Annotated in this window: 19 protein-coding genes, 1 pseudogene and 2 riboswitches; of the genes and pseudogenes, 12 read left to right on the plus strand and 8 right to left on the minus strand. The window is 71.4% G+C overall.

What is annotated here, in order from left to right; all coding sequences use genetic code 11:
* The first annotated feature begins 51 nt into the window (after positions 1–51).
* From ACZ6TV_RS40260 to ACZ6TV_RS40275, 4 genes are all read left to right on the plus strand, one after another.
* Positions 52–2709: a discoidin domain-containing protein gene (locus ACZ6TV_RS40260; RefSeq protein ID WP_465304122.1), complete on the plus strand. Its 2658-nt coding sequence runs from the start codon at positions 52–54 to the stop codon at positions 2707–2709.
* A 175-nt stretch (positions 2710–2884) separates the two neighbouring features.
* Positions 2885–3964 (plus strand): endonuclease domain-containing protein, encoded by a 1080-nt coding sequence (locus tag ACZ6TV_RS40265; RefSeq protein WP_465304124.1) that lies wholly within the window; start codon positions 2885–2887, stop codon positions 3962–3964.
* Positions 3951–4604 carry a hypothetical protein gene (locus tag ACZ6TV_RS40270; RefSeq protein ID WP_465304126.1) on the plus strand — a complete coding sequence of 218 codons (654 nt, stop codon included), beginning with the start codon at positions 3951–3953 and terminating at the stop codon, positions 4602–4604. The genes ACZ6TV_RS40265 and ACZ6TV_RS40270 overlap by 14 nt, the downstream gene beginning before the upstream one ends.
* Positions 4601–7747 carry a helicase HerA domain-containing protein gene (locus tag ACZ6TV_RS40275; RefSeq protein WP_465304128.1) on the plus strand — a complete coding sequence of 1049 codons (3147 nt, stop codon included), beginning with the start codon at positions 4601–4603 and terminating at the stop codon, positions 7745–7747. Before ACZ6TV_RS40270 ends, ACZ6TV_RS40275 begins: the two co-directional genes overlap by 4 nt.
* 63 nt (positions 7748–7810) lie before the next feature.
* Here the strand turns inward: ACZ6TV_RS40275 and ACZ6TV_RS40280 are convergent, their stop codons facing one another.
* On the minus strand, positions 7811–8977 hold the full coding sequence (locus tag ACZ6TV_RS40280) for a polysaccharide lyase family 7 protein (RefSeq protein WP_465304130.1): 1167 nt from the start codon (positions 8975–8977) through the stop codon (positions 7811–7813).
* A 369-nt stretch (positions 8978–9346) separates the two neighbouring features.
* On the opposite strand from ACZ6TV_RS40280, the gene ACZ6TV_RS40285 reads away from it, so the two are divergent.
* Positions 9347–12958 (plus strand): CARDB domain-containing protein, encoded by a 3612-nt coding sequence (locus ACZ6TV_RS40285; RefSeq protein ID WP_465304132.1) that lies wholly within the window; start codon positions 9347–9349, stop codon positions 12956–12958.
* A gap of 62 nt (positions 12959–13020) precedes the next feature.
* On the opposite strand, the gene ACZ6TV_RS40290 is transcribed toward ACZ6TV_RS40285, so the two are convergent.
* The gene (locus tag ACZ6TV_RS40290) at positions 13021–13443 is read right to left on the minus strand and encodes a DUF6086 family protein (RefSeq protein WP_465304134.1); all 423 of its coding nucleotides are present in this window, start codon (positions 13441–13443) and stop codon (positions 13021–13023) included.
* Positions 13444–13506: 63 nt separating this feature from the next.
* A complete protein-coding gene (locus ACZ6TV_RS40295) occupies positions 13507–14196 on the minus strand; it encodes an FhaA domain-containing protein (RefSeq protein WP_465304136.1) in 690 nt (229 codons plus the stop codon).
* A 223-nt stretch (positions 14197–14419) separates the two neighbouring features.
* On the opposite strand from ACZ6TV_RS40295, the gene ACZ6TV_RS40300 reads away from it, so the two are divergent.
* A complete protein-coding gene (locus ACZ6TV_RS40300; protein WP_465304138.1) occupies positions 14420–15850 on the plus strand; it encodes a cellulase family glycosylhydrolase in 1431 nt (476 codons plus the stop codon).
* On the opposite strand, the gene ACZ6TV_RS40305 is transcribed toward ACZ6TV_RS40300, so the two are convergent.
* The gene (locus ACZ6TV_RS40305; RefSeq protein ID WP_465304140.1) at positions 15847–16254 is read right to left on the minus strand and encodes an amidohydrolase family protein; all 408 of its coding nucleotides are present in this window, start codon (positions 16252–16254) and stop codon (positions 15847–15849) included. The two genes, ACZ6TV_RS40300 and ACZ6TV_RS40305, sit on opposite strands and share 4 nt — an antisense overlap.
* A 143-nt stretch (positions 16255–16397) precedes the next feature.
* On the opposite strand from ACZ6TV_RS40305, the gene ACZ6TV_RS40310 reads away from it, so the two are divergent.
* On the plus strand, positions 16398–16613 hold the full coding sequence (locus ACZ6TV_RS40310) for a hypothetical protein (RefSeq protein WP_465304142.1): 216 nt from the start codon (positions 16398–16400) through the stop codon (positions 16611–16613).
* Here ACZ6TV_RS40310 and ACZ6TV_RS40315 read toward each other — a convergent pair.
* Both ACZ6TV_RS40315 and ACZ6TV_RS40320 read right to left on the minus strand, forming a co-directional pair.
* Positions 16574–16978: pseudogene (locus ACZ6TV_RS40315) on the minus strand (amidohydrolase family protein); the annotation flags it as partial. The gene ACZ6TV_RS40310 and the pseudogene ACZ6TV_RS40315 sit on opposite strands and share 40 nt — an antisense overlap.
* Before the next feature lie 53 nt (positions 16979–17031).
* A complete protein-coding gene (locus ACZ6TV_RS40320; protein ID WP_465304144.1) occupies positions 17032–18114 on the minus strand; it encodes a lytic polysaccharide monooxygenase auxiliary activity family 9 protein in 1083 nt (360 codons plus the stop codon).
* A 207-nt stretch (positions 18115–18321) separates the two neighbouring features.
* On the opposite strand from ACZ6TV_RS40320, the gene ACZ6TV_RS40325 reads away from it, so the two are divergent.
* Positions 18322–19590 (plus strand): hypothetical protein, encoded by a 1269-nt coding sequence (locus tag ACZ6TV_RS40325; RefSeq protein ID WP_465304146.1) that lies wholly within the window; start codon positions 18322–18324, stop codon positions 19588–19590.
* Here the strand turns inward: ACZ6TV_RS40325 and ACZ6TV_RS40330 are convergent.
* Complete coding sequence (locus ACZ6TV_RS40330) at positions 19574–21586, minus strand: RNA polymerase sigma factor (protein WP_465304148.1); 2013 nt, start codon at positions 21584–21586, stop codon at positions 19574–19576. The two genes, ACZ6TV_RS40325 and ACZ6TV_RS40330, sit on opposite strands and share 17 nt — an antisense overlap.
* Before the next feature lie 129 nt (positions 21587–21715).
* A riboswitch (glycine riboswitch) is annotated at positions 21716–21809 on the plus strand.
* A riboswitch (glycine riboswitch) is annotated at positions 21810–21910 on the plus strand.
* Between the two features lie 52 nt (positions 21911–21962).
* Here ACZ6TV_RS40330 and gcvT point away from each other — a divergent pair.
* The 4 genes from gcvT (at position 21963) to ACZ6TV_RS40350 (ending at position 26142) form a co-directional block, all read left to right on the plus strand.
* Positions 21963–23111 (plus strand): glycine cleavage system aminomethyltransferase GcvT, encoded by a 1149-nt coding sequence (gene gcvT / locus ACZ6TV_RS40335; RefSeq protein WP_465304150.1) that lies wholly within the window; start codon positions 21963–21965, stop codon positions 23109–23111.
* 5 nt (positions 23112–23116) lie between these two features.
* Complete coding sequence (gene gcvH, locus ACZ6TV_RS40340) at positions 23117–23476, plus strand: glycine cleavage system protein GcvH (RefSeq protein WP_465304152.1); 360 nt, start codon at positions 23117–23119, stop codon at positions 23474–23476.
* 5 nt (positions 23477–23481) lie between these two features.
* A complete protein-coding gene (locus tag ACZ6TV_RS40345) occupies positions 23482–24837 on the plus strand; it encodes an L-serine ammonia-lyase (RefSeq protein WP_465304310.1) in 1356 nt (451 codons plus the stop codon).
* Between the two features lie 387 nt (positions 24838–25224).
* Positions 25225–26142 (plus strand): hypothetical protein, encoded by a 918-nt coding sequence (locus ACZ6TV_RS40350; protein WP_465304154.1) that lies wholly within the window; start codon positions 25225–25227, stop codon positions 26140–26142.
* A 14-nt stretch (positions 26143–26156) separates the two neighbouring features.
* Here the strand turns inward: ACZ6TV_RS40350 and ACZ6TV_RS40355 are convergent, their stop codons facing one another.
* On the minus strand, positions 26157–26810 hold the full coding sequence (locus tag ACZ6TV_RS40355) for a class I SAM-dependent methyltransferase (protein ID WP_465304312.1): 654 nt from the start codon (positions 26808–26810) through the stop codon (positions 26157–26159).
* Between the last annotated feature and the right edge of the window lie 2 nt (positions 26811–26812).

Below are 26812 nucleotides of genomic sequence, written 5' to 3' on the forward strand. Positions count from 1 at the left end.
CCCTACGGTGGCGCTACCGGCTGCCGCCCGCCCTGAAACCGGGAGCAATTGATGCTGACCGCCGCACGACCGGCGCACCGCCGCCGCCGGAATCTGATCTTCGCGTCCGTGGCCGCCATCCTGATGGTGGCGACGTATGCGGTGACCACGACCTTCTCCGCCTCCGCCGCCGACACCCTCCTCTCGCAAGGCAAGACCGCGCTGTCGTCGTCGGACGAGAACGGCGGCACCCCCGCCTCCGCCGCGTTCGACGGCAACACGACCGGCACCCGCTGGTCGTCGGCCGCCTCCGACCCGCAGTGGCTGCGCGTCGACCTGGGCCAGACCGCGACGATCTCGCAGATCAAGCTGTACTGGGAGGCCGCGTACGCGACGGCGTTCAAGCTGCAGACGTCGCCGGACGGCAACACCTGGACCGACATCAAGTCGGTGACCGGCGCGACCGGCGGGGCGCAGACCTACGACGTCACCGGCTCCGGCCGGTACGTGCGGATGTACGGCACGGCCCGGGCCACCGGCTACGGCTACTCGCTGTGGGAGTTCCAGGTCTACGGCTCCTTCGGCGGCACCAACCCCGGCACCTGCAACACGTCGGTCAACGCCGCGCAGGGCAAGCCGGCCACCGCCTCCTCGGCCGAGAACGCGGGCGCCAACGCGGCCTCCGCCGCCGTCGACGGCAACACCGGCACCCGCTGGTCCAGCCTCTTCGCCGACCCGCAGTGGCTGCGCGTCGACCTGGGCTCCGTCCAGTCGATCTGCCAGGTCACGCTCAACTGGGAAGCGGCCTACGGCAAGGACTTCCAGATCCAGACGTCGACCGACGGCACGAACTTCACCACCGTCAAGACCGTCACCGGCGGCACGGGCGGCGTGCAGACCCTCGACGTGACCGGCTCCGGCCGCTACGTCCGGATGTACGGCACCGCCCGCGGCACCGGCTACGGCTACTCGCTGTGGGAGTTCATGATCCGGACCGGCTCCGGCCCGGCGACCTCGAACCCGCCGACCAGCCAGTCCCCGTCGGCCTCGCCGACCCCGTCGACGTCCACCGGCCCGATCCAGGGCGGCGGCGACCTCGGCTCCAACGTCATCGTCTTCGACCCGTCGCAGTCCACCGCGACGATCCAGGCGAAGCTGGACCAGATCTTCACTGCTCAGGAGACCGCGCAGTTCGGTCCCGGCCGCGTGCAGTTCCTGTTCAAGCCCGGCACGTACAACGGCCTCAACGCCCAGATCGGCTTCTACACCTCGATCAACGGCCTCGGCCAGAACCCGCAGGACGTCCGCATCAACGGTGACATCACCGTCGACGCCGGCTGGTTCCAGGGCAACGCGACGCAGAACTTCTGGCGCTCCGCGGAGAACCTGTCCGTCTACCCGGTCAGCGGCACCGACCGGTGGGCCGTCTCGCAGGCCGCCCCGTTCCGCCGCATGGACATCCACGGCGGCATGACCCTCGCGTCGCCGAACTGCGGCTGGGCCTCCGGCGGCTACATCGCCGACTCCCGGGTCACCGGCACCATCGGCTCCTGCTCGCAGCAGCAGTGGTTCACCCGTGACAGCACGATCGGCGCCTGGAACGGCGCGGTCTGGAACATGGTGTTCTCCGGCGTGCAGGGCGCCCCGGCGAACAGCTTCCCGAACCCGCCGTACACCACGATCAACCAGAGCCCGATCTCGCAGGAGAAGCCCTACCTGTACACCGACGCGTCGGGCGCCTACCGGGTGTTCGTGCCGTCGCTGCGCACCAACAGCAGCGGCGCCACCTGGCTCAACGGCCAGACCCCGGGCACCTCGCTGCCGCTGACCCAGTTCTACGTCGCCAAGCCGGGCGTCTCGGCCGCGACCCTCAACGCCGCCGTCGCGCAGGGCCTCAACCTGCTCTTCACCCCCGGCGTGTACCACCTCAACAGCACGGTCAACATCAACCGCGCCGGCACCGTGGTCCTCGGCCTCGGGTACGCCACCATCGTCGCCGACAACGGCGTGCTCCCGATGGCCGTCGGCGACGTCGACGGGGTCAAGATCGCCAGCCTGCTCTTCGACGCGGGCCCGACGAACTCCCCGGCCCTGCTCCAGGTCGGTCCGGCCGGCGCCTCCGCGAACCACGCGGGCGCCCCGAACCTGCTCTCCGACGTGTTCCTGCGCGTCGGCGGCGCCGGTGCCGCCAAGGCCAGCGCGGCCCTGATCGTGAACAACAACAACACGATCATCGACCACATCTGGGCGTGGCGCGCCGACCACGGCGACGGCGCGGGCTGGACCACCAACCCGTCCGACAACGGCCTCATCGTCAACGGCCAGAACGTGCTCGCCTACGGCCTCTTCGTCGAGCACTTCAACAAGTACAACGTGGTCTGGAACGGCAACGGCGGCCGCACCATCTTCTTCCAGAACGAGCTGCCGTACGACCCGCCGTCGGCCGCCGCCTGGTCCCACGACGGGATCGTCGGCTACGCCGCCTACAAGGTCAACAACAACGTCACCACCCACGAGGCCTGGGGCCTGGGCAGCTACTGCGTGTTCACCACGGACGCGTCGATCGCCGCCTACCACGCGTACGAGGTGCCCAACACCCCGAACGTGAAGTTCCACAACGCCCTCACCGTCTCCCTCGGCAAGGGCTCCATCACCCACGTCATCAACGACACCGGCGCGGCAGCCCTGCCGTCCGCGGTGGTGCCGTCCAACGTGATCAGCTACCCGTAACCCATCGCTGAAAGCGGGCCGGTCCTCTCGGGGACCGGCCCGTCCGCATTACGGGGGCCGGACGTGCGGTTGTGACGGGTGAGCCGATCATCGCGCCCCCGCCACCGAGTCGCCCGATTCCGATGCTGATCAGCGGAGTGCGAGCGGGTGGTTTCACCCAGTAGCGTGGTTGACCATGAGGCGAGGGTCGCCGGTGCCGCGATGGTGGGAGGTTCCGCCCCGGCACCAGGTCAGTTACCTGGCCGGGGCCGACCCGGAACTGCTCGCCATCGACCTCGACCCGCTGCCGTACGACGCTCCCGCCGTGGTGCGCTTCCGCCCAGCTGCGCTCGCCGCCGCGGACCACGTCACGGTCATCCTCGACGAGCTCGACCGCGCCGCCCTCGCCCTCTTCCCCGCCTGGCTGCCCGGCGCGGAGCACCTCGAAGGACCGCAGGGCAACGGCGTGGCCGCGGTCCGCGCCCTCGCCGCCGAGGCCGCCGCCCGTTCGGCGAACTTCGGGCCGTTCCTCGCCGACCTCGCCGAACGCGCCCTGCGCGGCAGCACCGCAGGCCGGTCCCGTTTCCCCGCCGAGGTCCGCGCCGCCGGTCTCGCGCGGGTCTTCACCGACGCCTACGGCCGTGCGGGCACCGCGCTCCTCATGCACGTCCCGGCCGGCTTGGACCCGGCGGCGGAGCGCAACCTGACGCGCGCCGCGGAATGGCTCGCGCACCGCGGCCCGCTCACCGTGTGGCTGGCCGGTGCGCCGCTGCACACCGTCGAGCGGATCCGGTCCGTGCAGATCGCGCTGCCGGCACACCTCACCCAGCTCGCCGCCGAGGCACGGCTCATCCCGCCCGCCCCGGCACCCGCCGTCGCGGAGCCCGTCCTCACGTACCCGCCGCTGTCGGGTCAGCCGCGCCGGGACAGCCCGGCGGAGTGCGCCTTGGAACGTGCGCTCGCACCGCACGAGTGGGCCCGCGGCCGGCACTGGAACCACACGTACGAGGGGCACATCCTCGGTCAGATCTACCGTCTCGACCTGTTCTGGCCCGCGGAGGGCCTCGTCGTCGAGGTCGACGGTCCAGAGCACCGGCAGCACCTGCAGTTCGCCGACGACCACCGCCGCGACGTCCAGCTGCACCTGCTCGGGCACGACGTCCTGCGCTTCACCAACGACCAGGTCCTCGCCGATGCCGGGGCCGTGGTCGAAAAGCTTCGTCAAATGCTGCACCACCGACGGTCCGTCAAGGAGATCGCACATGTCGAGCACTGAAGACGTCCCCACCCTCACCGGGACCCAGCTTCTCGCCCTGGTCGTGCTCATGGCCGAGGCGCGCCCGCTGAGCAACAACGAGCTCAAGGAACTCGCCGGCTTCGCGCTCACCGGCGCGGACAACAAGAAGCTGGTGAGTCTCGGCCTGGTCGAGACCGACAAGTCGACGCGTCCGTTCAGCCACGAGCTGACGGAAAAGGGCTGGGCCGTCATCCAGAAGGTGCGCACCCCACCCGCCCGGGCGATGTCGGCGCACAAGACGCTCGTCACCCTGCTGACCAACCTCGACCGGGCCCTCAGCGGCCGATCCAGCTATGCCATGTTCTTCACCCGCACCGCCGAACCGGCATTCGAACCCGTCGTGGAGCAGAGCAGTGACGTGGAGATGCGGGTGCGCCTCGTCTACGACAAACTCACGCCGGCGCCGGGAGAGTGGGTCGGCATCGCCGACATCCGCGACAACCTCGGCGACGTCGACCGCGCCACGCTCGACTCCGCTCTGCGGGCGATGGCCCGTCTCGAGGACGTCCGCATCATTCCCCTGGCGAACTCGAAGGCGCTCAGCGACCGGGACCGGGCGGGGGCGCTGCTGATCGGCGATGAGCAGCACCATGCGATGTCGATCGGCGCCGCCGTATGATCGGGCCAGAAGAACGCCGGGCTCTGGAGGCGCTCGACTTCAACCCCGCACCGACCCCGGACGACGTGTGGCGCCCCTCCCCGTATGACGTTCCCGAGCTGCACGCGAAGGCCGTCGCGCAGATCCTGAGCGGCGTCAACAAAGCACGCACCGGCGACGACGCGAGCCCGATCGGGGTGGTCGTCCAAGGCCGGTCTGGCTCCGGCAAGACGCATCTGCTCGGTGCGGTGCGCGAGAAGATCCAGCGGGAAGGCGGCTTCTTCTTCCTCGTCAGCCTGCTCAGCGGGAAGAACTTCTGGGAGAGCACCGCGCTGTGCATGGTCGAAGGGCTCGGCCGCGACGCGATCGGCTTCCGCACACAGCTCAAGACGTTCCTGTTCTGGCTCACCCCGAAACTCGAGCTGCCAGCAGATCTGCGCCAGGCCATCGCCGGCGACGCCGATCTGACCCCCACCCATCTGAACACCTTCATCAGGGCGCTGCGGCGGTTCAACCCGGCCGTCGGGCTGGAATGCCAGGACACCGCGCGGGCGCTGGTGCTCTGGGGTTCGAGCGACTTCCAGGCACAGGACGTCGGCTACGCCCATCTCATCTCCGAGCCCGGCGAGCCGTCGACCCGTGCCGAGTGGGGGCTCACCAACGCGATCCGCACGCCGCAGCAGATCGTCCGTGACATCTCCCGGCTCATGGCGCTGACCCTCGCCCCGACCGTGATCGCCTTCGACCAGATCGACACCTTCTTCGCGCAGAGCAAGACCTCCCTGCTGAAGACGCAGGAGAGCGTCGAAGAAGATCAGGCCCGGATCTTCGGTCCGATCGCCGACGGCATGCTGATGCTGCGGGAGGTCACCCGCCGGACCTTGACCGTGGTGTCGTGTCTGCCCGACACGTGGGTGATGATCCACAAACTGGCACCGGCGCCGGTGCTCGACCGCTTCCGACTGACGACGCTGCCCGCACACATCACCAGCCCGGAGGTCGGTGAGGCGATCATCGCGAAACGGTTCGCGGTCAAGTACGCCGAGCAGCGGTTCACCCCGCCGTACGCCACCTGGCCGGTCCGGCAGAAGGCGTTCGCCGACGCGCAGGACCATACGCCCCGCGCGCTGCTGCGCATCGTCGACCGGCACGTCCAGTCGTGCCTGGATCGTGACGAGGTCGTTCACCTGGACCGGTTCGTCGATGTCCGCCAGTCCGGCCGCGGTTCGACCGTGGTCGAGCCGGTCGACGTGACGGCGCTGAAGGAGCTGGACGACCTGTTCGACGCTCTGGTCGCGCGGGCGGACGTCAGCGGCGCGCTCTCGCCGAAGACCGAGGATGCTGTCGTCCCCGGCCTGCTCGCGGCCGGGATCGCGTCGTGGATCGACGAGCAGGCGCCGACCGGGAAGGTGTACAAGCAGGATCCGCTGCCGCCGGAGAAGCCCTCGCTGCATGCCCGGCTGATCGAGGTGCTCGACGAGGCGACCGAGAACGAGGCGCACTGGGCGTTCCGGGCGATCAGCCATCCGCACGCCGTCGCGGTCATCAGCCGGGTCAAGGCCGCGTGCACGATGGCGGGGCTCGATGTGCAGGTCCCGCAGCGCAGGCTCGTCCTGCTGCGCAACGGCCCGTGGCCCACCGGACCCCGCACCACGGAGATCACCCAGGCGTTCGAGACGGCGGGCGGTGTCGTACACCCGCTGACACCGGAGGATCTGAAGGTCTTCATCGCACTGCGTGACCTGCGCACCGTGCCACGGCCCGACCTGCAGGAGTGGCTGGCGTCCCGCAAGCCCGCCAGCCGGACCGCGCTGTTCTCCGCCCTGCTGCCGGCGACGCAGGTGGCTCCGGCCCCGGCACCTGCGGCTCTCACGCCAGTCGCCGCGGCATCGGAAGCAGCACCGGCGGCCGCTGTGTCCGACGACGACCGGGACGCGTCCTCGATCGGCCTCGGGAAGGTCATCGACGGGCAGCGGGCGTTCCGGGTGGATCTGGAGTCGCTGCGGCGGCACACGGTGATCTTCGCCGGGTCGGGGTCGGGGAAGACGGTGCTGATCCGGCGGCTCGTGGAGGAGTGCGCGCGGAGCGGTGTCTCCGCGATCGTGCTCGACCCGAACAACGACCTCGCGCGGCTGGGCGACCCTTGGCCGGAGCCGCCGACGGGGTGGGGGCCGGGGGACGAGGCGAAGGCGCGGGACTACCTCGACAACACCGACGTCGTGGTGTGGACGCCGCGGGTCAGCGCCGGGCGGCCCCTGGCCTTCCAGCCGTTGCCGGACTTCGCGCCGATCCGGGACTCGCCGGACGAGTTCGACGCGGCGATCCATTCGGCCGTCGCCGCGCTCGCGCCGCGGGCCGGGGTGGCCGGCGCGTCGAGGCTCGCCCAGCAGGGCAAGGCCGTCGTGACGGAGGCGCTGCGGGCGTACGCGAAGAGCGGCGCCGTCGGGCTGCGTGGCTTCACGGACTTCCTCGCGGAGCTGCCGGACGGGGTCAGCCGGATGGTGAAAGCGGAGAAGCTCGCCCTCGACGCCGCCGAGACGCTCAAGGCGGCGATGGTCACCGACCCGCTGTTCGGCGGGCAGGGCACCGCCGCCGACCCGGGGGTGCTGCTCACGCCGCCGCCGGGCAAACGGGCCAGGGTGTCGGTGATCAGCCTTGCCGGGCTCAACTCCGACGAGCAGCGGCAGAGCTTCGTCAACCAGCTGCAGATGGCGCTGTTCGCGTGGATCAAACGGCACCCGGCGGGGGACCGGCCGCTCGGCGGGCTGTTCGTCATGGACGAGGCGCAGACCCTCGCGCCGTCGGCGGGCAACACGCCGTGCACGGCCAGCACGATCGCCCTGGCGTCGCAGGCCCGCAAGTACGGCCTGGGTCTGGTCTTCGCGACCCAGGCGCCGAAGGGGCTGCACAACCAGATCTCGGGCAACGCGACGACCCAGTTCTTCGGGCTGCTCAACTCGCCGGCGCAGATCGACGCGGCGAAGGAGCTCGCGCTGGCCAAGGGTGGCCGGTTGCCGGACATCGGCCTGCTCGGCAGCGGCGAGTTCTACGCCGCGGGCGAGGGGTTCTCGTTCGTGAAGGTGAAGACGCCGCTGTGCCTGAGTCACCACCCGAAGGCGCCCCTGTCGCCGGAGGAGGTCGTCGCCCGCGCGGCGGCCGGGTGACCCGATGATCCCGAACGGTTGTGGTGGCCGGGGCCACCACAACCGTTCGGGATCACGAGGTCGTCAGCTGTGCGTCACGGCCAGGGAGTAGAACTTGACCTTGGCGCCGTTGGTGGTGCTGGACGACGAGGACTGGTTGTAGGAGCCGGCCTTGAAGTACATGCCGTACTGGTTGAAGGACGACGGGATCGTGTAGGTGGTCGTCGAGCCGTTCACGGTCAGGGTGATCCGGTTGCCGGACACCGCGATCACGTAGGACCACTTGACGCCGAGGGGGACGTTGCCGACGAGGTGGAGGGTCTGGCCGCCGTCGGGGGAGTTCTCGGTGCCGATGTAGATGTCGCCGTTCGGGCGGTAGTACAGCTCCAGCAGCGGCTTCGTCGACGGGCCGCCGGAGCCGAGGTGGACCTGGCCCACGCAGACGTTCTTCGTCACGGACGGGATGCGCAGCGTCGCCGAGAGGCGGTGGTTGCCCGCGAGGCGCCAGTCCGCGGCGCTGCCGTTGCTGTTCATCTCGCGCAGCTCGGAGCGGGCGTAATTGGAGTTCGGCGTCGTCACGCCCTTCTCCGGGGCCCAGAACGTCATCGAGCCGTCGGTCTTGTCGGTGAAGAAGTACGCCGGGTTCGTGTACCCGTTCGGGCCGCGCAGCTGTGCCGACGGGATGGTCGTCGGGGCGCCGGGGTTGCCGACCGGCAGTTGCAGCTGCCAGATCGACAGGTCGAAGTTCCCGCCCGGCGCGACGGCCGGGTTGAGGCCGCCGGTCGGCGGGGTGGTGCCGCCGGGCAGGGTCCAGGTCTGGTTGGCCGCGCCGGTGCAGGACCAGATCTGCAGCCGGGTGCCGTTCGCCGAGCTCTGCCCGGTCGCGTCGAGGCACTTGCCCGACCCGGCGTTGACCAGGGCGCCGTTCGAGGCGGTCCACTGCTGCGCGCCGGTGCCGTTGCAGTCGTACAGCTGGATCGTCGCGCCGTTGGTGGTCGACGCGGCGGTCACGTCGAGGCACTTGCCGAGGGCCTTGACGGTGGTGCCGTCGACGGTCCAGGTCTGCGCGGCGGTGCCGTTGCAGTCGTAGAGCTGGACCGCGGCGCCGTTGGCGGAGCTGGCGCCGGCCACGTCGACGCACTTGCCGCCGGGTCCGGTGATGGCTCCCGCGGTCGCGGCGGATGCTGCGGTACTGCCGAGCAGGCAGGTCAGGAGGGCGACGAGGGCGATCGTGCTGGCGCGTCTGGACATGGCACCGGTCTCCAAAGATTAGGCAGAGTGGCTAACAATAAACACTCCTATCAATGCGTTGTCAATGAATGCGTGCGGAGCATGTTGACGAACCGGCACCCATCTGAAATCTTGGATGCCCAGCGACGCAAAAAACTTGCAGATCCAAGTCAAGATTTTGTGTGGCGCTGTGCAAGCCGCGTAGCAGTCGACCGCCACCGCCTGCTCCGTACCACTCACCGTCCGTCCCCGCCGATCCCACGCACACACCCCAGAGAAGGCGCACCGGTATCCCCGGCGCGCCTGTCGCCGTACCCCGATGCAAGCCCGCCGGACGACTCCCGCGGGCTCGGTGTGCAGCGCCCTCGCCCGATGAGAGGCCTAGACGTCATGAGTACACGAAAGCCCAGGTGGCGGCTCTACGCCGCGGCCGTGGCGACCGTGGTCATCGCCGCCACGATGCCCACTGCCGCCGAGGCCGCCGGTGGACCGAACCTTGCCCTCGGCAAGCAGGTCACGTCGAGCAGCTCCAACGCCCCGTACGGCGCCGGCAACGTCAACGACGGCAACGCCGCGTCGTACTGGGAGAGCCAGAACAACGCGTTCCCGCAGTGGGTGCAGGTCGACCTCGGCGCGAACACCGCCATCGACCAGGTGAAGCTGAAGCTGCCCACCAACTGGGGCACCCGCACCCAGACCATCGCGCTGCAGGGCAGCGTCAACGGCACGTCGTTCAACGACCTGTCGGGCGCCACCGGCCGCGTGTTCGACCAGGGCGCGCAGAACGTCGTCACCATCAACTTCACCGCCGCCAGCGTCCGGTACGTGCGGGCGACGATCTCCTCGAACAACGGCTGGCCCGCCGGTCAGCTGTCGGAGTTCGAGATCTACGGCACGGCCGGCACCGTCCAGCCGCCGACGGCGCCGGGCAACCTCGCCTACACCACGCCCGCCTCGGGGCAGATCCGGCTCACCTGGACCGCCTCCACGTCGGCGTCCGGGATCGCCAGCTACCAGATCTTCGCCAACGGCGCGCTGCGGGCCACGGTCGGCGGCAGCGTCCTCGTGTACACCGACACGCAGCCGGACACGGCGACGGTCGAGTACTACGTGAAGGCGACCGACCCGGCCGGTCTCACGTCGGGTGAGAGCAACCACGTCACCCGCACCGGGACCACCCCGCCGAACGGGCAGAACCTGGCCCAGGGCAAGGCCGTCGAGGCGAACTCGTCGATCTTCACCTTCGTCGCCACGAACGCCAACGACGGCAACGTCGGCTCGTACTGGGAGTCCAACGGCTTCCCGGGCATCCTGACGGTGAAGCTCGGCTCGAACGCCGACGTCAGCTCCGTCGTCGTGAAGCTCAACCCCGACTCGGCGTGGGGCCCGCGCACCCAGGCCATCCAGGTCCTCGGCCGTGAGCAGTCCGCGTCGACCTTCACCTCGATGAAGGCCCGCGCCGACTACGGCTTCAGCCCGTCGGGCAACCAGAACACGGTGAGCATCCCGGTCAGCGGCCGCGTCGCCGACGTGCAGCTGCAGATCTTCACCAACAACGGCGCCCCGGGCGGCCAGGTCGCCGAGATCCAGGTCATCGGCACCCCGGCGCCGAACCCGGACCTCACCGTCACCGCGCTCACGTGGACGCCGTCCGCGCCGTCCGAGGTCAACGCCGTCACGGTGTCCGCCACGGTCCGCAACGCCGGCACCGCCGCGTCCGCCGCCACCACGGTCAACGTGAACGTCGGCGGTACCTCCGCCGGGACCGCCAACGTCGGTGCGCTCGCCGCCGGCGCGTCCACCACCGTCACGGTCAACGCCGGTACCCGCGCCATGGGCAGCTACCCGGTGTCCGCCACGGTCGACCCGGCCAACACGGTCGCCGAGCAGAACGAGTCCAACAACTCCTTCACCGCGAGCTCGCAGCTGGTCGTCTCCCAGGCGCCCGGCCCGGACCTGCAGGTGCTCGGCGTCTCGTCGAACCCGTCGAACCCGGCGGTCGGCGCGGCCGTCAGCTTCACCGTCTCGGTCAACAACCGGGGCACCACCGCCAGCGGCGTCTCCAGCGTCACCCGGGTCACCGTCGGCGGCACCACGCTCAACGGCACCACCGCCTCGATCGCGGCCGGCGCGACCGCCAACGTCACGATCAGCGGCACCTGGACCGCGACCAGCGGCGGCGCCACCATCACCGCCACGGCCGACGCGACGAACGTCGTCGCGGAGACCAACGAGAGCAACAACACCTTCACGCAGTCGATCGTGGTCGGGCGCGGCGCCGCGGTGCCGTACACCTCCTACGAGGCCGAGGCCGGCCAGTACCAGGGCACCCTGGTCACCGCCGACCCGCTGCGCACCTTCGGGCACACCAACTTCGGCACCGAGTCCTCGGGCCGCGCGTCGGTGCGCCTGAACAGCCAGGGCAACTACGTCGAGTTCACCTCGACCAACCAGGCGAACTCCATCGTGGTGCGCAACTCGGTGCCGGACTCCGCGTCCGGTGGCGGCGCGGACTACACGATCAGCCTGTACGCCAACAACGTCTTCGTCCAGAAGATCACGCTGTCGTCGAAGTACAGCTGGCTGTACGGCACCACGGACGACACCGAGTCGCTGTCGAACTCGCCGCAGGCCAACGCCCGCCGCCTGTTCGACGAGTCGCACGCGCTGCTGGCCAGCAGCTACCCGGCCGGCACGAAGTTCAAGCTGCAGCGCGACGCCGGTGACAACGCGTCCTTCTACTACATCGACCTGATCGACCTGGAGCAGGTCGCGCCCGCGATCAGCCAGCCGGCCGGTTGCACGTCGATCACCACGTACGGTGCGGTCCCGAACGACGGCGTCGACGACAGCGCCGCCATCCAGCGCGCGGTCAACGACGACATGAACGGCGTCATCAGCTGCGTGTGGATCCCGGCCGGTCAGTGGCGGCAGGAGCAGAAGATCCTCGCCGTCGACCCGACCCGCGGCCAGTACAACCAGAAGGGCATCCGCAACGTGACCATCCGCGGCGCGGGCATGTGGCACTCGACGCTCTACACGCTGACCGAGCCGCAGAACGTGGTCGGCAACATCAACCACCCGCACGAGGGCAACGTCGGCTTCGACATCGACGACTCCACGCAGATCTCGGACATCGCCATCTTCGGCGGTACCACCAACCGCGCCAACCGTGGCCACGGCCTCAACGGGCGGTTCGGCAAGAACACCAAGATCAGCAACGTGTGGATCGAGCACGTCAACGTCGGCGCCTGGGTCGGCCGCGACTACAGCGACACCCCGGCATACTGGAACCCGGCCGACGGCCTGGAGTTCAGCGGGATGCGCATCCGCAACACGTTCGCCGACGGCATCAACTTCTCCAACGGCTCGCGCAACTCCAAGGTGTTCAACTCGTCCTTCCGCACCACGGGCGACGACTCCCTGGCGATCTGGGCGAACCCGCGGGTGAAGGACGCCACGCTGGACATCGCGCACGACAACCACTTCACCAACAACACCGTCCAGCTCCCGTGGCGCGCCAACGGCATCGCCATCTACGGCGGCTACGGCAACGGCGCGGAGAACAACCTCGTCTACGACACGATGAACTACCCGGGCATCATGCTGGCCACCGACCACTCGCCGCAGCCCTTCAGCGGCACCACGGTCCTGTCCAACAACGGCCTGTACCGCTGCGGCGGCGTGTTCTGGAACGAGGACCAGGAGTTCGGCGCGATCACGCTCTTCCCGTCGTCCCTGGACATCGTCGGCGTCACGATCCGCGACACCGACATCGTCGACTCGACGTATGACGGCATCCAGTTCAAGAACGGCGGCGGCAACATGCCCAACGTCGCCATCACGAACGTCCGCATCGACAAGTCGAACAACGGCGCCGGCATCCTCGCGATGTCCGGAGCCCGCGGCAACGCCAACCTGACCAACGTCACCATCACCAACTCCGCCGACGGCAACATCGTCAAGGAGCCCGGCTCCCAGTTCGTCATCAACGGCGGCTGACCAGCCCCACCGCACAACACCGCGGGCCTGCCCTGTTCACAGGGGCGGGCCCGCGGCCTGTTTCAGCGGGGCATCGCCCGCGCGTGATGCTCGGCCAGACTCAGGAGGCGCTGCCGGTCGCCGTCCGGATCGAACGCGTCGTGGTTGAGCGAGATGTCGTGGTTGCTCCGCACGATCGGTTGAACGAGCGCCGGCACGTCGCGGCCGCTGCGCTGGACCATCACGACCGCCGGGGGCAGGTAGCCCTCGAGCATCGCCGTGAGGATGGGGTGGTTCGTCGACAGGTACCGCGCGGTCAGCGCGTCCACGAACGTCGCGAAGGCGTCCGGGTCGACCTGATACTCATCCCGTCCTGTATCCGGTCCGACGCCTGACGGGCACTCGGCGACCAGCACCATCGCTTCGGTCATGCGGGCGAACAGCCGCGCGACGGTCTGGGCCGGATTCCACAGCACGAGATCGCCGACCTGAAAGTACTGACTCACCGCGCGATGATCCCAGGTCCGGCACGGGTGATGGCAAACGGATTCCGGACCGCCGCCCCGGAGCTAAGGCGTGTGCTGGACCTGGACCAGGAGGCGGGTCGTGCCGATGATGATCTCGTCGCCCGGGTTGACGGTGACGGTGGTGACCTTGTGGCCGTTGACCTTCGAGCCGTTGGCCGAGCCCAGGTCGGTGAGGGTGAGGCGGTTGCCGTCGAAGTCGAGGCGGGCGTGCTGGCGGGAGGCGCCGGTGTCGGCGAGGCGCAGGTCGGCCTGCTCGCCGCGGCCGATCACGGTGCTGCCGCGCTGGATGGCGTGGGCGTAGCCGTCGTCCATGACGAGGCGGACGCCGCTGTCGGGGCCGCGCCGGGTCCGCTGGTCGGCGCCGGTGTAGACCTGGGCGTCGACGCGGAAGAGGCCGGTCTCCAGGCCCTCGCCGCGGGAGACCTCGACGAGGATGTCGCCGTAGACGGCCCAGCCCTGCTCGCCGATGTACTCCGCCTGCGACTGGGCGAGCTCCCGGGCCAGGGCGGCGGCGTAGGCGGCGAGCCGGTCGTGGTCGGCGGGGGACAGGACGATGACGTAGCGGTTGGGGACCAGGATCCGGCCGCCGGGGATGCCGGTCTTGCCGGCGTTGGCCTCGGTCTGCATGGCGTTGAGGATCTCGACCGGGTGGACGACACCCTTGAACACCTTGGCGAACGCGCCCTCGACCATGCCCTCGAGACGCTTCTCAAACCGCTGCAGTCCGCTCACGCCGCCACCTCCGCTCCGCTCCGGCGTCGCCGCGAGCGCCACCCTGTGCTCATGGTGAGCGGGCCTGCGGCCCGCTCACGCCTCCACGGTAGCGCCCATGAACGTTTCATGGCCGTCGTGGTGCCGACAACCGCCCCTGAGCTGCGGAAAGGACAAATGGAGACGGTCCCGGGACACGGTTGTGGCTCGCGTCACCGCGGCAATGCGCACAGGATCGCCGGTCATGAAGGTCTTGCACAAGCGTGGACTGCTCGCGGTGGGCGCCGCCACCGCCCTCGCGGTCACCGGCATCGTCGTCCTGCCCGCCGTCAACGCGTCCGCGGCGAGCGGCTGCCGCGTCGCGTACTCGGTGGCGAACCAGTGGCCGGGCGGGTTCACCGGCAACGTCACGATCACCAACCTCGGCGACGCCGTGAACGGCTGGACGCTCGGCTGGACGTTCCCCGACGCGGGGCAGAAGGTCGGCCAGGGCTGGTCGGCGACGTTCAGCCAGAGCGGGTCCGCCGTCACGGCCCGCAGCCTCGACTACAACGGCAACCTCGGCACGGGCGCGTCGACCGGCATCGGCTTCAACGGCACGTGGACGGGCGCCAACCCGACCCCGGCGACGTTCACGCTCAACGGCGTGACCTGCACCGGCGGCGTGACCAACAGCCCGACCCCGAGCCGTACCCCGTCGCAGAGCCCGTCGACGAGCACGTCGCCGAGCCAGCCGCCGCAGGGCGGGACCCCCCTCGCCGCGAACGGGCAGCTGCACGTCTGCGGCGTCAACCTCTGCAACCAGAACAACAAGGCGATCCAGCTGCGCGGCATGAGCAGCCACGGCATCCAGTGGTTCGCGAACTGCATCACCAACGCCTCGGTCACCGCGCTCGCCGACGACTGGAAGGCCGACCTGCTGCGCATCGCGATGTACGTGCAGGAGGGCGGCTACGAGACCAACCCGGCCGGCTTCACCAACCAGGTCAACCAGTACGTCGACCTGGCCGAGTCCAAGGGCATGTACGCGATCATCGACTTCCACACGCTGACGCCGGGCGACCCGAACTACAACATCGACCGGGCGAAGACGTTCTTCGCGTCGGTGGCCCAGCGCAACGCGAACAAGAAGAACGTCATCTACGAGATCGCCAACGAGCCCAACAACGTGTCGTGGCAGGGCATCAAGTCCTACGCGGAGCAGGTCATCCCGGTCATCCGGGCGGCCGACCCCGACGCGGTCGTCATCGTCGGCACCCGCGGCTGGTCGTCGCTGGGCGTGTCCGACGGCACCGACGAGAACGAGATCGTGGCCAACCCGGTGAACGCGGCGAACATCATGTACACGTTCCACTTCTACGCCGCGTCGCACAAGGACAACTACCGCAACGTGGTGTCGCGGGCGGCGGGCCGGCTGCCGCTGTTCGTCACCGAGTTCGGCACCGTCACCTACACCGGCGGCGGCGCCGTCGACCAGGCCAGCAGCGCCGCCTGGCTGGACCTGCTCGACTCGAAGAAGATCAGCTACGCGAACTGGACCTACTCGGACGCGAACGAGGGCAGTGCCGCGTTCCGCCCGGGCACCTGTTCCGCGGGCAGCTGGACGAACCCGTCGTCGCTGAGCGAGTCCGGCACGTTCCTGCGCAACCGGATCCGCACCCCCGACAACTTCTAGCCCGGCAACCGCACGACCCGGCCGTCGACGAGCACTGTGTGCACGTCGGCGGCCGTCGCGCAGGACACGACCGCGCCGGCCCGGTCGCCGGTGAGGTGCCCGAGCCCGGACAGCAGGAGCAGGTCGGCGCGTCTGCCCGCCTCGACGGTGCCGACGGCGCCGCCGAGACCGACGGCCCTGGCTCCGTCGGCCGTCGCGGCCCGCAACAGGTCCGCGGCCGGTGGGACCGCCGCGGACCCGGCCCGCAGCCGCGCCGTGCGCAGCGTGTCGCGCAGCGGCTCGAACAGGTCCTGTGGCTGGTTGATGACGACGTCGGCGCCGAACGCGGGCCGGGCGCCGGCGTCCGCGAGCCGCCCGTAGGCGGACGGGCCGTGCCCCATCACCGCCTCCACCGTCGGCGTCACCACCACCGCGGTCCCGGTGTCCGCGAGGAGCTTCGCGTCGTCCGCCGGTGACCGCGTTGAGGTGGACCAGCTGCAGGTGCGGCCCGAGCAGCCCCTCGTCGTGCAGCCGGCGCACGCACGGCCCGGCGGCGTGCGCCGCGACCATGACCCCCAGGTCCCGGGCCAGGGCGATCCGCGCGGCGGCGGTGTCCCAGTCGCCGTACTCGGGTCCGAGGATCGCCAGGGCGCCCGTCACGCGGGACGTGCCCGGCGTCAGGGAGGCGGGGTCGCAGAAGCCGACCACGGCGCGGATGCCCGAGCGCTCCAGGCCGTCGAGCACCGCTTCGGTGTGCGCGGGGGAGTGCGTCGCGTTGCTGTAGTCGAAGACCGTGGTGACGCCGGCGTTCAGCGCGGCGGTCGCGCCCAGGAAGGCCGCCCGGCCCGCGTCGGCCGGGGACATGGCGTGCAGGGCGGTGCCGAGCACGTCGGTGAAGTAGCGGGACATCGGCATGTCGGCGCCGGTACCGCGCAGCGGCGCCTGCCACACGTGCCGGTGCGCGTCGACGAACCCCGCCGTCAGGGTGAGCCCGGTGGCGTCGACGACCTCCGCGCCGGGCGCCACCAGTGCCGGGCCGACGGCGGTGATGACGCCGCCGGTGCAGAGCACGTCGGTGCCCGGCAGCTCGGGACCGCTGCCGGGCACGACGTGGGCGTTGCGGACGAGAACCTGGCGTTGCACGTACACCTCCGAAGAAAGCTTTTAGAAAAGCTATCTCGAAAGTGGACCGGTGTGCAAGGTCAGGTGGCGGTGCAGGTCACCGCCGGCGCGGTGTTGGTGCCGGACCAGGCGCCGTTGAAGCCGAAGCTCGTGGACTGCCCGGCGCCGAGCTTGCCGTTGTAGCTCATGTTCGTGGCGGTCGACACGGCGCCGGCGGCGGTGATCGCCGCGTTCCAGAACGACGTGATCGTCTGCCCGTTGGCCCAGGTGAGCTTGACCGTCCAGCCGTTGGTGCCGGCGCCGCCGGCGGTGACGGTCACGTTGGCGCCGAAGCCGCCGGCCCACTCGTTGGTCTTGGCGTAGGACGCCGTGCAACCGCCGGGCGGGACGCTGGTGGAGCGCGACGGCGACGGGGACGCCGATGCCGGCGCCGACGCCGACGGGCTGGTGGACCGGGACGGCGACGGGGACGCGCTGCCGGACGGGCCGGGGCCCGTGCCGCCGGTGAAGATCACGTCGCTGCAGAAGTAGTACGACTGGTCCAGGTGGCTCGCCTGCCAGATCGTGTACACGACGTGCCGGCCGGTGCGGGTGCCCGCGTTGACCTGCGCCTGGTACTGCGGCGCCGGCGCGTACCGCCCGGTGCTGTTGACCAGCTCGAGGCTCGCCCAGGTCAGCGGCTGCGTCGCCGGGTCGAAGCCCTGCTTGGTGATGTAGATGCGCAGGTAGTCCGCACCGTGCTGGGCGGCGTCGGTGAGGGTCATCGTGAAGTTGTTCGGCTTCGTCGCGGCGACCCACGCGCCGACCGTGTCCATCGACGCGTAGCGGCCGTTCTGCGTCCGGCCGCCGCTGCACAGCTGACCGTCGGGGATCGCGGCCTGGTGGTTGCCGGCGACGCCCTCGCGGTAGAGGCCGTTCCAGTTCCACATGGTGTCCGGGTTGGCCTGCCACGCCTGGGCGCACATCGGGTCGGTCTGGGACATGTTCGGGTTCTGGAAGTCGCTGCCCCACCGGGCCCAGCAGCCGTAGTTGCGCGACGGCGGGTCGGTGACCGAGCCGTGCGCGGCGGCGGGACTCTGGGCGGCGACGACCGCGACGACCGCGGCGGCGAGGGCCACCGCGGCGCCGGCGGCGACTGTTCTGAAGCGGGCTGAAAGTTGCACAGGGAACTCCGTCACGTCGATGCGAAATGCGTGCATGGCGACGCCTGCGATGCAGCTCAGAGGCTGTCCGCGGCGCTGTGCGGCTCCCGTGGACATTCTACCTACTGCATGGATCACGGTGAATGCGCGACGGAAATGTGTTACGGGCCGGGCGGCGCGGCGGTCTGTTGACGCGCATGAGACGAATCCGCTCCCGAGGGGGATGTAGTGCACCTGCGCCACCTGTCCGCGACCGGCGCCGCCGCCGTCGTGCTGTTCGCCGTCTCGGCCTGCGACCCACGGCCGCAGACCGCATCAGTCCCGCCGTCCCCGCCCGCGGCGGCCACCGGTGCGCCGGCGGCCACGGCCGTGGGCCCGTCCGGCGCCGCCGGGGCCGGGCCGGCGGCGCCCTCGGCGGCGCCCTCGGCGTCCGCGGCCGCTCAGGTGCCGCCGTTCCTCGCGGCGGTGCCCGCGGTGCCGAGGGTCGCCGACGCCGTTTCGGTGGGTGCGGTACGGCAGCACCGGCGCGTGGCCGGCCGGGACAACGGCCAGAGCACCCGCTACGGCGACCGGTCCGTCTGGATCTTCGACGACACCACGTTCAAGGACCCGTGGGGGTTCATCTCCAACAGCGGCGCCGCCACCGCCGACCTCGACGCCTCCGACGGCATCGACCTCACGTCGAGCGGCCCCGCCACCGTCGACGCGTCGAGGACCCCGGCCGAGCTGATCCCGCGCTCGGCCGCAGAGAAGGCGTACGAGCAGGCGAACATGGTGCTGTTCGGGTTCTGGCCCGGGCCGGTCGTCGCCGACCCCGCCCGCGGCCGGGTCCTCGTCTTCTACGGCAAGCTGTGCCGGGGCGGCCCCGAGGGCAGCGTCTGCACCGGGCCGCTGGGCAAGGGGCTCGGCACCGGCGTCGCCGCCGTCGACATGACGTCCGGCGCCGTCACCCGCCTCACCGCGGTCAACGCGCCCGCCGTCACCAGCGTCGAGGGCACCGACCCGACGATGTTCTTCCCCGACGGGCTCGGCTGGAGCAGCGCCGCGCTCGTCGTCGGGGACGTCCTCTACGCGTACGGCGCGTGCACGTACCACGGCTGCAAACTCGGCAAGGTCGGCCTCGCGGACGTGACCGACCGTCGCAGGTGGACGTTCTGGACCGGGTCCGGCTGGGGCACCGATCCCGCCGCGGGCGCCGTCACGATCGCGCCGGGCGCGGCCGGGCAGACCGTGTTCTACGCCCCCGCGCTCAAGGCGTGGCTCAACGTGTTCATGCCCTTCGGCAGCAACGACGTGATGTTCCAGGTCGGCGGCGCGCCGTTCGGGCCGTGGTCGAAACCGGTGCGGGCGATGACGACCCAGGGCGGCAAGGCCGCCAACTACGCGTTGTTCGGGCACCCGGAGTACGCGCGGCGCGACGGGCTCGTGCAGTACCTCTCGTACTTCCACCCCGACAGCGGCGAACAACGCCTGGTGCGCCTCACCTTCGGAACGTGACCCGCGCGATGCGCTGCTCCCCGCTCGCCGGGTTGAAGTAGGTCAGGTACTGCACGAGACCGTCCTGGCGGGCGTACTCCGGATGCGCGAACAACGCGTAGTTCGCCGCGTCGCCGCCCGCCGGGACGGTCGCCGCCCGCACCGGTTTCGACCACGGCCCGTGCGGCGCGCCGCCCACCTGGAACATGATGTCGTTGCTGCCGAACGGCATGTACGTGTTGACCCACGCCTTGAGCGCCGGGGCGTAGAACACGGTCTGCCCGGCGGCGCCGGCGGCGACGGTGACCGCGCCCTTCGCGGGGTCGGCGGTCCAGTCCTTCCCGGTCCAGAACGTCCACCTGCGACGGTCGGTCAGGTCCGCGAGGCGCACCTTGCCGAGTTTGCAGCCCTGGTACGTGCACGAGCCGTAGACGTAGAGCACCTCGCCGACGGTGAGGGCGGCGGCGCTGAACCCGGCACCGTCCGGGAAGAACATCGTCCGGTCCGTGCCTTCGAGGCCGGTCACGGCCGGGCCGTTGGTGGCGGTGAGGCGGGTGACCGCGCCGGAGGTCATGTCGATCGCCGCGATGCCGGTGCCCAGGCCCTTGCCGATCGGGCCGGTGCAGGGGTCGGCGGCGCGGCACAGCTTGCCGTAGAGGACGAGGACCCGGCCGCGGGCGGGGTCCGCGACGACCGGCCCGGGCCAGAACGCGAACCTCGCCGGGTTCCGCGCCTCGTAGTCGCGTTCGGCCTGGTTGCGGGTGATCAGCTCGACCGGGGGCTGCGAGGCGTCGACGGTGACCGGGCCGCTCGACGTGAGGTCGATGCCGTCGGAGGCGTCGAGGTCCCTCGTGGCGGCGCCGCTGTTGGAGATGAAGCCGAACGGGTCCTTGAGCGTGGTGTCGTCGAAGATCCAGATCGAGCGGTCGCCGTAGCGGGTGCTCTGGCCGTTGTCCCGGCCCGCCACGCGCTGCTGCTGCCGTACCGCACCCGTCACCGTCACCTCGGCCACGCCGGGCACCGCCGGTACCGACGCGAAGAACGGCGGCCCGGAAGCCGGCGGCGGCACCGCGGAGCCGGACGGGGACGGCGGCGGCAGCGACGGCGCCGGGACCTGGGCCGTCGCCGGGGGAGCCGCCGCCGGAGGACCCTGCGGCGCCGGAGCGGGCCACTGCCACACGGCCACGCCGATCGCGAGCGCCAGGGCCGTCACCCCGCCCGCGACCGCGGCCAGCACCGTGGACCCCGCCGTCCTGGACGGCGGCGGGACGAGCAGCGGCAGGCCGGCGAGGAGCCCCTCCGCCGCGGCGAGCCGGCGCGACCGCTCCGTGCACTGTGGACAGTCGCGGACGTGCCGGGCGATCCGCTTGCGCCACAACGGATCCGGCTCGCCGTCCCAGCCCTTCGTCTGGTCCCGCAGCACTGCACAGCCCGGCGCGGCGTCCAGGGCGCGGACCACCGACCGGGCCACGTCCAGCTGCTCCCGCATCCGCTGCACCCGCACCCCGGCGTGCGCGACCGGCTGGTCGAGCGCCGCGGCCACCTCGGCGCGGGTCAGATGACCGCTCGCCTCCAGCCACCACAGCGACAGCACCGTGCGGTGCGACGCGTCCAGCCACCGGGCCGCCTCCGCGATCTCCCGCTGCTCGCCGTCCAGGACCTGCCGCAGCACGGCGAGCCCCACGAAGTCCGCCGACGGGTCCTCCCGCTCGGCGTCCCGCGGGTCGTCGCCGCGGGTCAGCCGCGCCCGGCGGGCCTCGGCGCGGGCGTCGGCGAGCTGCCGCAGCGCGATCGTCACCACCCACGACCGGAAGCGCTCCGCCTGCCGGACCCCGCCGACGCCCGTCACGACCCGCACCATCGCGTCCTGGACGATGTCGTCGACGTCGAGGTCCCGGTCGGCGCCCCGGCCGACGACGGAGTAGACCAGCGGCAGGTACCGCGTGGCGAGCGCCTCCACGGCGGCCCGGTCACCGTCGCGGGCCGCCGCCACGAGGACCTCGTCGGACTGTGCCACGCTCGCTCCCGCCTGTTCGCCCATCTTCCAGCAGACGCCGTCCGGTCCCGTGTCATAACACTTTTCCGGGCTTGACGGGGCGGGGTGGCGGGTCTTACGGTCCAGATCACAACCGCATATCGCGCTGCACGACCCGCGACGGGAGAGCCCTCGGTCAGTCCGAGGCGCCGAAGGAGCAACGTTCTCCCCAGAATCTCTCAGGCATCGGTACCGCCGCGGTCAGGCGACTCTGGAAAGTCAGGACGACAGCTGTCCTGCACCCACGGTGCAAACCGCCCGTCCCGGGCGGCGAAGCTCTCAGGTTCCGATGACAGAGCGGGGAGGTCACCCAGCAGGGGTGCCGTCCGCGACGGCATCCGGACCCAGGGAGCCTCTCGTGACACCGCTGTTCGACGTGCACCGCGATCTGGGCGCCACGTTCACCGACTTCGCCGGCCGGCGCATGCCGCTGCGCTACCAGAGCTCGGGCGAGCTCGCCGAGCACCACGCGGTCCGCCGCACCGCAGGCCTGTTCGACCTGTCGCACATGGGGCAGCTCGAGGTCACCGGCGCGGAGGCGGGCAGCTTCCTCGACCACGCCCTGGTCGGGCGGCTGTCGGCGGTGGAGGTGGGGCGCGCGCGATACACGATGCTCTGCCACGACACCGGCGGCGTCCTCGACGACCTGGTCGTCCACCGCCTGGCGGAGCGCCGCTACCTGATCGTCGCGAACGCCGCGAACACCGCCGTGGTCCTCGCCATGCTGCGCGAGCACGCCGACGGCTTCCACGCCACGGTCCGCGACATGTCGGCCGACCGGGCGCTCATCGCCGTCCAGGGCCCGTCGGCGGCGTCGATGGTCGGCCCGGGCCCGCTGCGGTACTACGCCGTCAAACCCTTCGAGGTCGCCGGGCGGGACGTGCTGCTGGCCCGGATGGGGTACACGGGCGAGGACGGCTTCGAGATCTCCTGCCGCGCCGGGGACGCCACCTTCGTGTGGCTGGCGCTGCTCGGGCGCGGGCCCGTGCCGGCGGGGCTGGCCTGCCGCGACACGCTGCGCCTCGAGGCCGGGATGCCCCTGTACGGGCACGAGCTGTCCGTCCGGCGCACCCCGGCGGCGGCCGGGCTGGGACGGGTCGTCGACCTCACGAAACGGGACTTCGTCGGCGCCGCCGCGCTGCGCCGCCTGCACGCGACGGGCCACGCGCCGGGCTGCGGCCGCGGCCCGGATCTTTCGGATGACGCCGGCTGCGTCCCGGATGACGGCGCCGGCTGCGTTCCGGGCTGCGGTCAGGTGCTGGTGGGGCTCGTCACCGGCACCCGCCGGGCGCCGCGCGCCGGCTACGCGGTGCTCGACCCCGCGACCGGCGCCCCGGCCGGGACCGTCACCAGCGGCGCGCTGTCACCGACGCTCGGCCATCCCGTCGCGATGGCCTACGTGCCCGCCGGCCTGTCCGCGCCCGGGACCCCGCTCACCGTCGACGTCCGCGGCGAGCACGTCCCCGCCACGGTCGTGCCGCTGCCCTTCCACTCCTCGCAGAAATGAGCGCCATGTCCGCGATCCCGCCGCACCTGCGCTACACCCGCGACCACGAATGGCTGCACGACGGCCGGGTGGGCATCACGGCGTACGCCGCCGCCGCGCTCGGCGACATCGTCTACGTGCAGCTGCCGGAGGTCGGGGCGACCGTCACCGCCGGCACGCCCTGCGGCGAGATCGAGTCGACCAAGTCCGTCAGCGACCTCGTCGCCCCCGCCGGCGGTGTCGTCGTCTCGGTCAACCCCGCGCTGGCCGGCGAACCGGGGCTGGTCAACGACGACCCGTACGGGCGTGGCTGGCTCTTCGAGCTCGACCTCACCGGCGCGCCCGACCTCCTCGACGCCGCCGCCTACGCCGACCTGGTCGGGTGAGCGGGGTGGCCGCGGCGACGCTGAGCGTGTTCGACCTGTACTCCGTCGGCATCGGCCCCTCGTCGTCGCACACCGTCGGCCCGATGCGCGCCGCCCGCCGCTTCGCGACAGCGCTCACCGGCCCGGTCGGCCGGGTGCGGGCGGAGCTGTTCGGCTCGCTCGGCGCCACCGGCCACGGCCACGGCTCGGCCAAGGCCGTCGTCCTCGGCCTACTCGGCGAGGACCCGGCGACGGTGGACACCGACGGCGCCGACGAGCTGGTCGCCGCCGTCCGGGCCACCGGCCGGCTCCGCCTCCCCGGCGGGACGCTCGTGCCGTTCTCCGCCGACGACGACGTGGTCCTGCACCGGCGCAAATCCCTGCCCGAACACCCCAACGGCATGCGCTTCCACGCCTTCTCACCCGACGGCGGCACGCTGCTGGAGAAGACCTACTTCTCCGTCGGCGGCGGGTTCGTCGTCGGCGACACCGGCATCGTCGCCGACACCACGGTCCTGCCGCACCCCTTCACCACCGGCGGTGAGCTGCTCGCCCTGTGCCGCGACCTCTCGATGCCGGTGAGCTCGCTCATGTACGCCAACGAACGCGCCTGGCGTCCCGACACCGAGACCCGCGCCGGCCTGCTGCACCTGTGGTCCGTCATGCAGGAATGCGTCGAGCGCGGCTGCACCCGCCCCCCGGACGGAGTCCTGCCCGGCGGGCTGCGGGTGCCGCGCCGGGCCCCGGCACTGTTCCGCGACCTCGAGAACTCCGCGGGCCACGACCCGCTGCGCGTGCTCGACTGGGTGAACCTCTACGCGCTCGCCGTCAACGAGGAGAACGCCTCCGGCGGCCGCATCGTCACCGCCCCCACCAACGGCGCCGCCGGCATCATCCCCGCCGTCCTGCACTACTACACCCGCTTCGTCCCCGGCGCCACCGACGACGGCGTCGCCCGCTTCCTGCTCACCGCCGCCGCCATCGGCATCCTCATCAAGGGCAACGCCTCCATCTCCGGCGCCGAAGTGGGCTGCCAGGGCGAGGTGGGCTCGGCGTGCGCGATGGCCGCCGCGGGGCTGTGCGAGGTCCTCGGCGGCACCCCCGCCCAGGTCGAGAACGCGGCGGAGATCGGCCTGGAGCACAACCTCGGCCTCACCTGCGACCCGGTCGGCGGCCTCGTCCAGATCCCCTGCATCGAACGCAACGCCATCGCCAGCGTCAAGGCGATCAACGCGGCCAGGCTCGCCCTGAACGGCGACGGCAGCCACAAGGTGACCCTCGACAAGGCCATCCGCACCATGCGAGACACGGGCCGGGACATGTCGGTGAAGTACAAGGAAACCGCCCGCGGCGGCCTGGCCGTCACCGTCATCGAATGCTGACCCGCTGTGCTGTGCTGGCGCCGGCGGCGGGCCGCCGGGGTGGGGGATTCTCACCCCACACCCCCGATGCGCCGCGAGCGGCGCACAGCCGCGCGTGCCGCGCTGGCCGGGATCGCGCCTGCGCGCAGCATCCCGGTGGCCGGCCGCCGTCCCCATGTGTCGCGGGTCGTCCGGGAGCGTGCGTTTTCCGTGATCCGGAAGACTTGGTGTCGCCAGGGCAGCAAGATCTCTTCCGGATCATGAGGGGAGGCCGCGTGGAGGCGCTGTCTCGTGATCCCGGGGCGTGCCCCGCCGATTGCGGGTTGGCGTGATCGGGAAGAGTTCGTGCGCCCGTGACCGCGCGAAGTCTTCAGGATCATGAGGAACGGGTGGTGGGAGACTGGGGGCGTGGAGCGGGTTGTTGCCGCGGAGGAGTTGCGGGCGGCGGTGGAGCGGCTGCGGCCGCGGGACACCGACCACTGGACCCTGGAGGTCGCGGGACCCGGCGCCGACGTCGCGGACACCGACGCGGCGGCGTGGGAGGTCGTGCGGGGGTTGTCGCTCGACCGGCTGACCCTCGCCGGCGTCGCGGCCGGCCCCCGGCTGCTGGGGCTGGTGCGGGCGGCGTTCGGGCACGATCCCGCGACCCAGGAGCTCCTGAGCTACCTGCGAGGACCGTTCCCGCCGGAGGGGGACGTGCCGCCGGTGCCGCCGCGGATGCTCGGCGTGGTGCGGGGGCTGGCGCTCGGCGGGCCCGGCGACACAGTCGCGCACGGGTTGTTTCCCTGCACGGTCACGAAGCTCGCCCGGCTCGCCCTGGCGCGGCAGGGCGGGTACCCGGCGGACGACGTGGTGCGAGCGGCGCGGGCGGCGTTCCAGGGGCGGTACCACGCGCACGACGCACTCGCGTGTGCGCTGGTGCATCCCGGGGTGGACGCCGGGGAGATCGTCTGGGAGCACGGGCGGCGCGGGCGGGGGTGGCGGTCGCGGCGCAAGACGGGCAGGGTGCTGCGGTGGGGGCGGCGGCACGGGTACGTCGAGGTGCCGCTGCTGTGCGGGTGCCGGCACGAGCGGCTCGCCGAGCCCCGCGCGACGTGGGAGGCGGTGCGGCTCGCGGAGAACTGGAACAGGATCCTGCCGTTGCTCGACCCGGTCGCCAGCGACCCGGCGCGGTGGCTGGGCGTGTACCGGTGCTCGCGGTGCGAACGCCTGTGGGCGCGGGACGCCGTGTCGTCCGGCCAGGCGGATCTCGTGTACGGCTACCCGATCGTCACCGCCGACCCCGCCGCCTGGCTGGCCGCCGCCACGAACCGCCGCCTGCGCTGAAAAGGGCGAAACTTTCAGGCGGGGCGGCGGGCGATGGCGATCACGGACTGGCCGAAGGGCGGGGTGACGAAGCGTTCCGCGAGGCGGGTCATCGGGGCGACCGTCGAGTCGTAGAACTTGACCATCAGGCCGGGGCCCGGCTTCTGGCGCAGCAGGCACGTCGACACGTAGTAGCCGATCAGGCCGAGCGAGTTGGCGTAGTGCAGCCGCTCGATCTCCAGGTCCGCCGCGAGCAGGACCTCCCGCATGGTCTTCTTCGTGTACCGCCGCACGTGGCCGGTCGCGATGTCGGCCGGGCCCATCGCGAACGGGAACGCCGGGACCACGATGATCACGTAGCCGCCGGGGCGGACCAGGGAACGCATGGTCTGCAGGGCGCCGAGGTGGTCCTCGATGTGCTCCAGGACGTTGTAGGACACGGCGGCGCTGTGCTCGGCGGTGATCTCGCTCGGCAGCATGAGCTCGCGGATCGAGACCTCGCGGTTGGCCGAGAAGCGCTCCTTGAGCGCGAGCAGCCGGTCCGGGTCGGCCTCCGTGACCGTCATTCTCGGTGCGTGCTCCAGCCACTCCGCCGCGTAGTCGCCCAGACCGGCGCTGACCTCGATCGGGTCGTCGCCGAGATAGGGCGTCGCGAACGCGACGAACCACTTGCGGTGGTTCTTCGCCATCG

The sequence above is a fragment of the Dactylosporangium sp. NPDC051087 genome, assembly GCF_055586325.1.

Coding starts and splice junctions, on each gene's coding strand:
- ACZ6TV_RS40355 (WP_465304312.1), bottom strand. CDS start 26,810: ATGGCGAAGAACCACCGCAAGTGGTTCGTCGCGTTCGCGACGCCCTAT.
- ACZ6TV_RS40275 (WP_465304128.1), top strand. CDS start 4,601: ATGATCGGGCCAGAAGAACGCCGGGCTCTGGAGGCGCTCGACTTCAAC.
- ACZ6TV_RS40260 (WP_465304122.1), top strand. CDS start 52: ATGCTGACCGCCGCACGACCGGCGCACCGCCGCCGCCGGAATCTGATC.
- ACZ6TV_RS40265 (WP_465304124.1), top strand. CDS start 2,885: ATGAGGCGAGGGTCGCCGGTGCCGCGATGGTGGGAGGTTCCGCCCCGG.
- ACZ6TV_RS40310 (WP_465304142.1), top strand. CDS start 16,398: ATGACCCCCAGGTCCCGGGCCAGGGCGATCCGCGCGGCGGCGGTGTCC.
- ACZ6TV_RS40270 (WP_465304126.1), top strand. CDS start 3,951: ATGTCGAGCACTGAAGACGTCCCCACCCTCACCGGGACCCAGCTTCTC.
- ACZ6TV_RS40300 (WP_465304138.1), top strand. CDS start 14,420: ATGAAGGTCTTGCACAAGCGTGGACTGCTCGCGGTGGGCGCCGCCACC.
- ACZ6TV_RS40285 (WP_465304132.1), top strand. CDS start 9,347: ATGAGTACACGAAAGCCCAGGTGGCGGCTCTACGCCGCGGCCGTGGCG.
- ACZ6TV_RS40280 (WP_465304130.1), bottom strand. CDS start 8,977: ATGTCCAGACGCGCCAGCACGATCGCCCTCGTCGCCCTCCTGACCTGC.
- gcvH (WP_465304152.1), top strand. CDS start 23,117: ATGTCCGCGATCCCGCCGCACCTGCGCTACACCCGCGACCACGAATGG.